This window comes from Oleiphilus sp. HI0043 (assembly GCF_001634935.1).
Genome location: NZ_LWEY01001345.1, coordinates 1 through 11,561 on the forward strand (window position 1 = coordinate 1; position 11,561 = coordinate 11,561).

Annotated in this window: 11 protein-coding genes; 7 read left to right on the forward strand and 4 right to left on the reverse strand. The window is 45.0% G+C overall.

All coding sequences use genetic code 11. The annotated features are described in order from the left end of the window. On the forward strand, positions 1 to 1,056 hold a 1,056-nt coding region (locus tag A3729_RS17980; protein ID WP_231877463.1), incomplete at its 5' end, for a hypothetical protein. Beyond that, positions 1,050 to 1,643, forward strand: a complete 594-nt coding sequence (locus A3729_RS17985) for a class GN sortase (RefSeq protein ID WP_068634159.1) — start codon at positions 1,050 to 1,052, stop codon at positions 1,641 to 1,643. The genes A3729_RS17980 and A3729_RS17985, both read left to right, overlap by 7 nt. Positions 1,644 to 1,663: 20 nt before the next feature. Here A3729_RS17985 and A3729_RS17990 read toward each other — a convergent pair whose 3' ends face one another. Beyond that, positions 1,664 to 2,683, reverse strand: a complete 1,020-nt coding sequence (locus tag A3729_RS17990) for a putative solute-binding protein (RefSeq protein ID WP_068553479.1) — start codon at positions 2,681 to 2,683, stop codon at positions 1,664 to 1,666. A gap of 213 nt (positions 2,684 to 2,896) precedes the next feature. Between A3729_RS17990 and A3729_RS17995 the strand changes: the two genes are divergently transcribed. Together A3729_RS17995 and ccoG are read left to right on the forward strand one after the other, a co-directional pair. After that, positions 2,897 to 4,342 carry a sigma-54-dependent Fis family transcriptional regulator gene (locus A3729_RS17995; protein WP_231875519.1) on the forward strand — a complete coding sequence of 482 codons (1,446 nt, stop codon included), beginning with the start codon at positions 2,897 to 2,899 and terminating at the stop codon, positions 4,340 to 4,342. A 211-nt stretch (positions 4,343 to 4,553) separates the two neighbouring features. Continuing rightward, positions 4,554 to 6,026, forward strand: coding sequence for a cytochrome c oxidase accessory protein CcoG (gene ccoG, locus A3729_RS18000; protein ID WP_231872288.1), 1,473 nt, complete (start codon positions 4,554 to 4,556; stop codon positions 6,024 to 6,026). A 118-nt stretch (positions 6,027 to 6,144) separates the two neighbouring features. On the opposite strand, the gene A3729_RS18005 is transcribed toward ccoG, so the two are convergent. Next, positions 6,145 to 6,522, reverse strand: coding sequence for a PilZ domain-containing protein (locus A3729_RS18005; RefSeq protein WP_068553478.1), 378 nt, complete (start codon positions 6,520 to 6,522; stop codon positions 6,145 to 6,147). A 229-nt stretch (positions 6,523 to 6,751) separates the two neighbouring features. Between A3729_RS18005 and A3729_RS34655 the strand changes: the two genes are divergently transcribed. After that, positions 6,752 to 6,967 (forward strand): CBS domain-containing protein, encoded by a 216-nt coding sequence (locus A3729_RS34655; protein WP_197475903.1) that lies wholly within the window; start codon positions 6,752 to 6,754, stop codon positions 6,965 to 6,967. Further along, entirely contained in the window at positions 6,877 to 7,860 is a 984-nt protein-coding gene (locus A3729_RS18010) for a sphingomyelin phosphodiesterase (protein WP_068553477.1), read from the forward strand. Before A3729_RS34655 ends, A3729_RS18010 begins: the two co-directional genes overlap by 91 nt. Positions 7,861 to 8,470: 610 nt before the next feature. Here A3729_RS18010 and A3729_RS34265 read toward each other — a convergent pair. After that, the gene (locus tag A3729_RS34265) at positions 8,471 to 8,599 is read right to left on the reverse strand and encodes a hypothetical protein (RefSeq protein WP_255374950.1); all 129 of its coding nucleotides are present in this window, start codon (positions 8,597 to 8,599) and stop codon (positions 8,471 to 8,473) included. Positions 8,600 to 8,976: 377 nt separating this feature from the next. Between A3729_RS34265 and A3729_RS18015 the strand changes: the two genes are divergently transcribed. After that, a complete protein-coding gene (locus A3729_RS18015) occupies positions 8,977 to 9,705 on the forward strand; it encodes an ABC transporter substrate-binding protein (RefSeq protein WP_068634160.1) in 729 nt (242 codons plus the stop codon). Between the two features lie 212 nt (positions 9,706 to 9,917). On the opposite strand, the gene zapE is transcribed toward A3729_RS18015, so the two are convergent. Continuing rightward, positions 9,918 to 11,411, reverse strand: a complete 1,494-nt coding sequence (gene zapE, locus A3729_RS18020) for a cell division protein ZapE (RefSeq protein WP_197475904.1) — start codon at positions 11,409 to 11,411, stop codon at positions 9,918 to 9,920. Positions 11,412 to 11,561 lie beyond the last annotated feature (150 nt).

The following is an 11,561-nucleotide window of genomic DNA, read 5'->3' on the forward strand; positions in this document are numbered from 1 at the left end:
GAAGAAGATGACTTCTTTAACCTGATCTGGTTTAACAATCGTGCTATGTCTTTGTTTCCTATCAGTCAGCAAGCTTCTGCTCGTAACTTATCAATCGCAAGACACAAAGTGAATCAGCTCAATGCGAATGGTGGTACTAACATGCTACCAGCCTTGAATATCGCGCTTCAAAGTTCTGAGGAATCTCTGTCGACACTTCGGCAAGTTGTCTTTATCACCGACGGTGCTGTCAGCAACGAAGCGGAACTGTTTACCATGATCCGGCAAGAGCTTGGCCATAGTCGTTTGTTTACGGTGGGTATAGGGTCTGCCCCGAACAGCTACTTTATGCGCAAGGCAGCACAGGCCGGTCGTGGTTCTTTTACTTACATTTCTCAGCCAGAGAGTGTTGAAGATCGGATAAGCGAGTTATTTACTCGCCTGGCAGCACCCGCCCTAAGTGATGTGTCGATAGACTTCCAGGGTTATGAGGTCGAGATGCTTCCGAGCCCCTTACCCGATGTCTACGCAGGTGAGCCTTTGTATGCAGCATTTAGAGCAGAGCATATGCCTGAATATGCGACGCTGTCCGGGAAAATTGCCGGACGCGATGTCTATATGCGGCTATCGCTACAGAGGCAGTTTTTAGAGGCTGATATAGCGGATGCTAGACAAAAAGGTATCGCCATCGAGTGGGCGCGAAGAAAGATTGAGCATTTACTAACGCTCTATCGTGAGTCTGAACCTGAGCATAAAGCGCTCTTGCAGAAAGAGATGACTGACTTGGCACTTGAGCATCGTCTGGTGAGTAAGTTTACCAGTCTGGTTGCTGTAGATGTTACTCCACAAAGGTCAGGTGTGGCGATGGAACATCAAAAGATTCCCGCTAATCTTCCAGAAGGCTGGGCACAGGGCAAGCTTGCGGGGCTTAACAGGGCGCAAACGCTACGACTCGCGCAGACCTCTAGTGGTCTTTGGTTTCAGCTTTATGTCGGCTTGGTGGCGCTTTTGTTGGTGACGGTGTTGTTATATCTATCGAAAGGCATGACTAAGCGAAAAGGGAAGGCGCTATGCTAAAGAAATCTTTACTGTTTGTATTGCTAATCGCCCTATCGCTCACGGCAATTGTTCAGCTTGGTAGTGGTGCCAAAATAGCGGCTAAAGCCTGGTTAAGTCAGTATTTGATCGAACAGGCTTGGTCGCGAACTTTGCTAGGCGAAGAGCGAGTTCGCCCCTGGCCCTGGGCTGACACCTGGCCGGTTGCAGAGCTAAGTGTGCCCAGCCTTGGTGTTCAACAAGTCGTACTTCATGGTGATAGCGGGCGAGTATTAGCGTTTGGGCCGGGTATGAATGATTATGTCGATGGTGGCCTGGGTTTAGATTTTAGTATTTTGAGTGGCCATCGAGACACCCATTTCAGGTTTTTAAAAGATCTGAAGTTAAATGATGTGTTTGTGATTACAACTGCAGATGGCAAGCGCAGTGACTATCAAATTATTAATACGGAGGTGGTTAACCAGAATTGGTTACTCCCGGAATTGGAGCCATCGGTTGAGAATTTGATGATACTCGCGACTTGCTACCCGTTTGATACCTTAACAGCCGGGGCTGAAGAGCGGTTTTTAGTTTTTGCGATACCGCTTAAGAATAGGCCCGTTAGCTAGTGCCTCAAACGAATGGGAGCTTACTCCTTATCTTTGGATGTACACTCCGCCAAGCTGGCATCCATCTTACAGCGGATCTTTCTAAACAAGGTGAGGGCTTTGCGGTTATAAACGCCTTCTTCTCGTAGCGCAATGCGGCTTTTTCTAAAGAACTCGTTCCATTTGTCTTTGGTTTCTTGGGAAATATTGATCCAGTACTTTTTAGGAATGGTTTGCTCGCTTTCTACAATTTTTTTAATTTGAGCCGGGTACTTATTTGTCATCAGGTCACGAGATTTCTGACCAAAGCCCTCAGGTACTTTTTTCCAGCGAAGGATCAGTTGCATGGTTATTTGTAGCTTTGGCCAATTAATGATGCCTCCATTCGGCGCGAGGCCTTTGTACATCTCCATTGGTTCATATGCCAGGGCAGGTGCTCCGGTGACATCGACGGCGCGGTTGTTAAATTTTTGCAGGGCATTACGAATGCCAGATGCGACGGGTGTCATACCTATTCGAGTTGCGATATGTGCGGTCTCCGGGGCGTTATCGAGCACGGTAATACGCTTTCCTGACAGGTCTTTCGGGGCATGAATGTTCTTATCATTTACAAATAAGAATACAGCGCCAATGGGCGCAATACCGACGATTTCGTAATCCCCTTTGCGCATAATCTTTGCACCTCTCGGGCTGCTTATCGATTTAATAGCCATGCCTAGATGTTCATAGGTTGGCAGCGCGCCTAAAGCGTTTAGAGAGCCGGTAAAATCATTGTATTCACGTGCCCGAATGCCTGGCAGGTTGAGCATGTCGCATACGCCATTTTTGAATTCTTCTGAGGCGACCCGGTCATCGGTATAGAGCTTGAATGAAAGGTCAACACCCCAGCGAACCGCGTCAATCTTGTACTCTTTCATTTCTTTATGGATGGGGCCATCGTTGCCGACGAAGTCAAACACGCACATCGTTAGTGGTTTCAATTCATTGCTTTGCGTGACGGTCGCAAGGAATGTTGATGAGAGTAATAATACGAAGGAAAGCGGTGCATGGAAATAGCGCATAGAGCTCTAGCCTCTGTCGTTGTTATTTTACTACTGACTATCTTGCTTATAACTACTTTGTTTATAGCTGTTTTTTAATAACTATGAGCGTATCAGGCTTGCTAGAGGCGAGCCTTGCTTTAGATCAATTGAGCTTTATTGAGTGGACTGAAGACGGCTGGCTTGAATTGGGTTAACCTAAGCTTTCTACTTGAGCAAGTTGAGAGGCTAGTTATGGCATTCACCGAAATGTCTAATGAATCGGATGCACTGAAAAAACGCTACGAGCTTATCCTGACGTCTATTGGTGAAGGTGTTTACGGTCTTGATAAAAACGGTTTAACCACTTTCGTGAATCCAGCCGCCGAACGAATGACCGGGTGGCTGGAAGAAGACCTTATTGGCAAAATAGTTCATGAGTTTCATCATCATTCCCATGAAGATGGTCGTCATTACCCAGTGCATACTTGCCCTGTCTATCAAACAGTAAAAGACGGTGTTCAGCGTGAAGTCGATAATGAGGTTTTTTGGCGCAAAGACGGTTCGCAGTTTCCTGTAGAGTATATCGCAACAGCTATTGAGCATGAGGGTGAGATAGTCGGTGCTGTGATTGTGTTTAAGGATATCTCGGAACGGAAACGCTCAGAGCGGGAGTTAAAGTCTGCGCTGCGTCAGGTAGAAGAATTGAAGGAGCAATTACAGGCCGAGAATCGCTACCTGATGGATGAGATCCAGTCTCAGCATAACTACGCCAAGATGATTGGCCAGGGGCCTGCTCTTGATCAGATTCATACGCAGATCGAGCATGTTGCACCCACCGACTCGTCTGTATTAATTCAAGGGGAAAGCGGCACGGGTAAAGAGTTGATCGCGAGGTCTATTCACGGCGCTAGCCGTCGTCGAGACCGTCCTTTAGTAAAAGTTAACTGTGGTGCTATTGCGCCGAACCTGGTTGAAAGCGAGTTGTTTGGCCATGAAAAAGGGGCCTTTACTGGCGCAGTGAAACAGCGCATTGGCCGTTTTGAATTGGCTGATGGCGGTACAATTTTTCTTGATGAGGTGGGCGAGCTGCCTTTGGATATTCAAGTAAAATTGCTAAGGGTTCTCCAGGAGGGAGAGTTTGAACGCTTAGGCAGTAGTGAAACTTTGCATGTTGATGTTCGGGTTATCGCCGCGACCAATCGTAATATGGCTGATATGCTAGAGCAGGGTGAATTTCGTAATGACCTGTATTATCGGCTTAGCGTTTTTCCTATTCAGGCACCTAGTTTACGCCAGCGAAAAGAGGACATTCCTTTACTTGTAGAGCATATTCTGAATGCTCTGAATTTAAGGTTAGCAAAAAATTTCACGCATATTTCCCCAGCGGCCTTACAGCAGTTGTGTGATTATGATTGGCCTGGCAATATCAGAGAGCTTCAAAACGTCATCGAGCGGGCTGCGATTGTTTGTACGCCACCTATTCTTGATGTTGCCCCCATCCCTTCTGCACCTAAAAAACGAAGAAACTCCCATGCAGCCGTCTTGGTGACGCTTAAAGAGGCGGAAGCAAACCATATTAAAGAGGCGCTGAGACAGACTGGCGGTATGATAGCGGGAAAGCAAGGAGCTGCTGAATTGCTTGATTTGCCACCAAGTACCCTTCGTTCCAAGATGAAAAAGCTTGGTGTTAGTGCTTAAGGTTTAGTTTTTCTAAATTTAAATGTGGGCGCGATATATCGCTTTATGGCGAAATATCGTGTCTTAATGTCGTTTTTTAATCCTTCTTTTGAACACCTGTTCCTCTGTAAATTTTTAATAAAAACAAAGCTTTATTTGTTTTTTAGGTGCTTGGCCTAAGTGTTGCAATAGTTTTCTTAAATTGAACTATAAATTCTCTAAAGTGTTTTGATTGTCAGTAATTAATCAGCCTGAAGAGAGGCAAACAAAAGGTAGCTATATGACTTCAACTATCCCGGTTGTGGATGTCTCTGATAGTGAAGCGAAACAGAAAGATAAGACTGTCGAACATGAGCTTTATGCTTCGCGTGAAAAGATTTATGTTCGAAAGATCACCGGTTTTTTCCAAACAGTGCGTAAGCGTTCGCTTACCTTGCTGTTAGCAATGTACTTTGTTCTAGCTTGGGTAAATTATGATGGCAAACCGCTTATCTTGTTTGATTTGAGTGAGCGTAAATTTCATTTATTTGGTGCCGTCTTCTGGCCTCAGGACTTTACCTTACTGGCTTTTGCATTAATTATTTGCGCCTTTGGTCTGTTCTTTATTACCTCTCTTTTTGGTCGTGTTTGGTGTGGCTATAGTTGCCCGCAAACGGTTTGGTCATTTATGTTTATGTGGCTTGAGGATTTGTTTGAAGGAAGCCGAAACAAGCGAATCAAGTTGGATAAAAACAAGTGGGATCTTGAAAAACTGATTAAGAAAAGCGCTAAGCACTTAAGCTGGCTGGCATTAGCTTTTGCGACCGGGCTTACCTTTGTTGGTTATTTTTATCCGATTAGAGAATTGATTGCTGATGTTTTTACGCTGTCTGTTGTCAGCGGGTGGGCGATATTCTGGGTTGGCTTTTTTACGGTAGCAACCTACATCAATGCTGGTTGGATGCGTGAGCAAGTGTGTATCTATATGTGCCCTTATGCACGCTTTCAGTCCGTAATGTTTAATGAGAATACCATGATCGTCGGCTACGACAAGGCGCGCGGAGAACCGAGAGGCAAGCCTTCTCGGGCGCAGCCAAAGTCGAGCCTGGGAGCCTGTGTCGACTGCAGTTTATGTGTGCAGGTTTGCCCGACCGGTATCGATATTCGTGATGGTCTTCAGTATGAATGCATTGGCTGTGCCTTGTGTGTGGATGCTTGCGACAGTGTGATGAACAAGCTTAAGTATGAGACCGGGCTAATTCGCTACGCTTCTGAAAAAGAATTTGAACAAGGTGAGCGCCCGAAAATGATTGATAGCCGTTCAATAGGCTATGGTGTTCTGATGCTGGTGGTTGTTGGGGTGTTCTCATCCTTCCTGATCACTCGGCCTTTAGCTGAGCTTTCAGTGTTAAGGGATCGGGGTGCATTATATTACGAAAACGGTATGGGGATGATTGAGAATAACTACACCTTGAAACTGGTGAATAAGCTTGAGACGCCAGTGAGCTACCGCCTGTCAGTTGAAGGTGATATCGCGCTGAATATGTCAGTGAACACAGTGGAAGCGGGGCCAGGAGAGTTAAAGGAAGTGCCTGTAACTGTTGAAGTATCACCCGATGTAATTAAGACGGCTAACAATGCCATCACTTTTAAGGTTCAGTCTGCATCGAATCCTGATTTGCATGCTGATGCTAGCAGTAAGTTTTTAGGGCCGGTTGCTTATTAATGAGTGACTACCTCCTTTTCAAGAGGCAAGTTGTTCCTGGTTGTGAGTGAACTTGTAATGCCTCTTTTCGTGCTTATTGAACCTGTGGCGGGTCAATAAGCACGCTTTTTTTTGCTTTCTAAGATGCGAGCTTGTCGAGTTTTTGCTCCATTTCAAGTAGAGCGGTGATGAGAGTTTGGCCTTGAGCATTGCTTTCAACAAAGCGTAATCCACAACGAAACCCTTCATCACTTGTTGCGCGATTACAAACAAAACCTTCTACATTTACCTCATGGCCTGACTGGTCAGACAGCATCAAGCTCAATGTATCGCCAACTCTAAAACTATGGTCACTGCATAGGGCGAGACCATATCGATTAAAGTCGACTATGTTCAATTTATTATTGTCGCTTGGTGCTGAGGATGATTGAGATTTCAAGGTGATAGAAATATTAGATGAATCATAGCGATGACAACGTCTTCGTTCTTGTGCTTGTCGACCAGCTTTCTTATTCATACTTGCCTCTCTATTTGCTTAAACTGTCTGACAATCCCTTGCTTTCAGTTTAGGAGAGAATTTAAGGTTCAGCCACTATCAAGGTCTCTATCAAATGTAAGGTGCTCAAATTGATCCATATCAAACGCTAAGGATTTGACAGTGCCACTTCTGATAGCAGTGAACTATGCTCCTAACAAAACAATCGTATTTAAGTCAGGAGCATTAAATGATTAGTCTTGAAGATATTATGACGACAGAGGTGACCACCCTAAGTAAACATCATTCAGTGTTGGATGCTAGGGAACTTATGAGTAACAAGGGGATTCGCCATATCCCAATTACTGATGCACAAGGGATTGGAATTTCAGCTACATGTGGTTGTCTGCAGAGAACGACCCTTGGCAATATGATCGTGACATTCATACGATTGCACGAGACTTCGATGGCAAGGCCTCTACGCTAGCGTATCGTTCTGAATACGCACGTGTTTCAGGTGATGACATTCACTACGTCATTGATAACGACTTTGAGCTAGAAACGCGCGAAGAGAGCAATAACAACTTCAAGGTTTTGACCTATAACGTTTGGAACCTGCTACCCGGTATTACCTCAAAGAATACACATCCTCGCCTGGATACCATCGCAGAGCTTGTAAAAGGCTACGATGCAGTTGTATTTCAGGAGCTTTTTGACCCGGTTCTGACAGCACATTTTAGAAGCAAGATCAGTGAGGAATATCCTTACCTGACAGACATTCCATTCAAGCTTGGTAAGTTACTGACAGGTGGCTCTTTCATTGCGAGTCGTCACCCGATTATTGATCACGATGATGTTGTCTATGATGCATGTCGAGCAGATGGTTGCTTAGCGTCTAAGGGCATGAACTATGCGAAAATTGATAAGGGTGGGAAAATCTATAACCTGTTTGGAACCCACACGCATGCCTACACGACAGCAGATGATATTGCGGTTCGATTTTCTCAGCTAGCGCAGCTAAAAGGTTTTGTAGATAGCAAGAACATCCCATCAGATCAACCTGTACTGATGGCGGGAGATTTCAACGTCGATAAGGTGAACTTCCCACAAGAGCACGTAGACTTTTTATCGCTTATGAATGCAACAGAACCTACAGCGTTAGGCGAGTACCCTTACTCTTACGCAGGCCCTGTGAATGTTTATGCGGATGATCAATACAATGAGTACTTAGACTATGTGTTGTATTCAAACGAGCATCAAGCGCCAGTTTATTCTCATAACAAGATGCTGACGCCTCGTAGTATTGAATGGGATCACTGGACCACTTGGGACTTGTCAGATCACTACCCTGTAGCGAGTGAGTTTGTATTCGCTGAGTAAGCCACTTTTTCTACCCTAGTTGCGTATTGATACCCACACTGTTTAGTGTGGGTTTTTTTCGTTTTGAGCGAGGCAAAAGACGCACGACTCGCTTTCTCCCGGCTGAGACATCGCGCCGGTATATATCTAATCTCTATTGAGCTTAATCTAAGCCAATTGTGATCTATTGAGGCGTTCTGCTCGTAAATCGTTTTGACCACTATTCCAATGTCTTGTCTTGAACTCTAATGAATCCATATAGGGCAATATGATGAAAGAGCGTAAGTTTCAGGTTAAACCCGGCACACATAAAGGAAATAAGGCGGCGCGCTTACCTTGCCGTGGCTGTACAAAAAACTGTGGAAACTATATGGTTTGTGAAGGCCGTCCATGGAGGACTCTAAGTGACCACAACTAAGTTATCTACCCGACTTTACGATACATCTTATCGAATCGTTGGCATCTTATATCTTGCCTCGGGCCTGTGGTGTGCGATAAATCCCACATTGTCCGCCAGTTTCTTGGGGATAAACTTTCAGAGTGAGATGGGGCTTGCCGAATTCTTTTCTGTCTATGGAGGGCTTCAAGTAGGGATCGGTTGTGCAATGATACTGTCATCATTTTACAAGCCTTACTTGGAAGGCGCCGTCTTTTTCGCAGCGATAGTATCGACAGGGCTAATAGGCTTTAGGTTGATCGCTTTGCCGCTTTTCAGCTCAGACACAAGCTTGTTAGGAATGGCTGTTCTTGAAGCGCTCATTGCTGTGCTGCTTTGGCGGTATTGGTATCTCATGAGGGCTCAGAATATCTTATTGAGATCTAAAATTTCCCGCTAACGGATATCTAAGTTTGTCTGCTTGGAAGGAGGAGCTGAACTCTCGTGATTCCTTATAGTCCGCTAAGTCACCTTTCAGGTGCGCAATTTAGATACGGATAAAACAGCCAGTTTGATCGTTGGCTAAATGATTCAAAATAAGCAAAAGCAACTCTTTCGTATAAACAGATACCGCTAAGTGATGGGCAGATCATAATTGACTTGTTTCATCTGCAGATCATTTGAATTGATTGGTTATTGGCAGGTTTCATATTACATTGCTAACCTTAGAGGATGCCTGAAGCGAAAGGATATCATTTCTTATGAAATATCAAATCATTAAGAATTTGGCTGCCAAGCTATTATTGTTTGCCATATTTTCGTTAGGGTTCACGAATGCGCACCCTCAATCTGTGATTGCATTGACTGCTCCAGAAAATGCCTTTGTTCAGGACATATCAGTCCAAGTATTGAAAAAAGCATACAACAAGATCGGTTATCAAGTAGAAATCCATAGACTTCCAAATGTTCGCTCTTTATTGTCTGCGAATATGGGTATGTTCGATGGGGAGGTATCACGTATTGGCAACCTGCATTCAAGCTACCCCAACTTAAATGCAGTACCTACCGCAATCAATATGATTAATATAATTGCTCTTGGAAAACACAGTAGCGAAAGAGTAAGCAAGATTAAAGATCTTGGGCATGACGTTGTTTGCGTAAAAGGAGTCAAGTTAGTAGAAAAGCTGGTTGAAGATAATAAAATCCAGTGCACTTTTGTTGTTAACACCAATCAAGCTCTCAGTATGGTCGCTCTGGGGAGAGTTAAATACACTTTACTGCCTGAAACTAACGCGTTGAAGGCTCTCCTAACCGAACCCTTCGAGAACGTTAAAATTGTCAGCCCAGTCTTATATTCAGAAAAGCTTTATCATTACTTGCATAAAAATAATCTCAATATAGTTGAACCTTTAGATAAAGTGCTTCGTAAAATGCAAAAAAATGGTGATATAGACCAAATACGCACTCGATTCTTAGAGAATATACTATAAGGAATGACTGCTTTAACTCCAAAGCTAGAATAATCAGTGTCTGAATTTCTATGACAATCAGGTCAAACTGGCATCAATCTTCAATAGTAGGCCCAGGCACAATGCTGCCTCGACACGACATCAACACAAGAAGTCAGTTCTAAGGGCCTAAACGTCCGCGAAGCTGACATTCACAAGGTCTTTAGCCACTTAATTCAGCCTCTCCACAGTCGTCATTGCCGCCCCCATTTCTTTCCACCCATTTCTACCAATCGAGACGCGGCTCGTCGAAAGGAAAAGGCGAGATCATTGGCGGACGAGAATTGTGCCAGTGACACGCCAATTAGACCCGTCGCCGACCACTCCAAATGTTCCCCCTCTTTGGTGCGAATCATGGTCGTCGCAAAGGAACTCGAGTTTCCCCCCTTCTCACTGACAAACAATTCTACATCTCCATCTCTGCTTTCGACTTGCGCTTCAAAATCGACAAATAATTCGTCGAGCGGGACTTGTGCCGCTAGCACCAAGCGGGTGCGAGATTCATAACACGCGTCAATGAGGTTCACGAATCGTCGCGCTTCGTTGAGGTGGTTGGCGCCCAATTGGGGGACGCTGTCCATAATGAGGACCGGAAATCGGTCGCAGAGGGAAAGATAATCGGCCGCGCCGAGCGGTTGGTAGCACAACTCGGAAAAGTCAAACCAGGCGCACCGGTCATTCAATCGGGCGACCTGGACGGTGCGACCGAAGCGAACTTGAATGACCTCAGCCTCAGTTCCGGATGCAGTGCCACCAAATATTTCTTCCAACTTCGCCTGCGTGTTGTTATTACTATTATTATCGCCATGAACATCCTTGTTTGACCAAAAATAGGATTGACCATCCGCTCGAGTTTCGAGTCGATAATCCTTAGTGGAACCCTCCATGGAAAAAATGTCGAACGTGTGTTTTAACATGTCTATGAATGGCATAAAAAGGGATCGGTTAATGCCTCCCTTATACAAGGCATCGGGGGAGCGATTCGAGGTGGCCACTACCACGACATTCCAATCCAATAATAATAAAAACAGTCTTTTCAAAATCATGGCATCGGCAACGTCTGTCACTTGAAATTCATCGAAACAGAGGAGTTGGGCTTCTTGTGCCAATTGTTTCGCAATGATGGGAATAGCATCACCCCGTGGGTGCTTCTTTTTGTAGACAAAGATTCGATGATGGACGTCTAGCATGAATTCATGAAAGTGGACGCGGCGTTTGGTAATTTTTGCGTGTTTGTGGCTGGAATTATTACAGCGAGAATCATCATCAGGAACATTAACCGACGCGTAAAAGAGATCCATTAGAAAACTCTTACCGACCCCGACCGGTCCATGAATGTAAATGCCCCGCGGTGGTGGACCAAAAGACCACAAATGGAACTTCTTTCGAAGAAAGGACTGGGCGGATGCCATGGATCGTGCCAGTAACAGTGGACTGCTGCTTTTACGGCTGCTCTCTGTCGGATCGTCGGTAAGCAAAGGTACTGGTGGGAGCGAGACAAGAGACTCGTGCAGGGCATCCAATTTTGCCGCCAGAGCGACTTGAGCGTTATCTCTCCGCACCTCCCCCGCGTCCACCTTGAGTTCATAAGCCGCTACCACGGGACCTGTCGAAAAGCTCCGCCGAGCGACGCGATGCTTTTCTATCATCATCTTCTTCGTCATGGAGTTAATGAGTTTATCAACCAAAAGGTTTAATACGATGTATGGGTATCAAATGGATTTGTATTAGAGACTAAAATTTCGGAGTTCAACTTGTACAAAATTAGCATAACTATCTCAAATCTAGGGCTGGAGTTTGGGCAGAGCGGTCATTTTCCATTGTCGATCCGTGCTGCG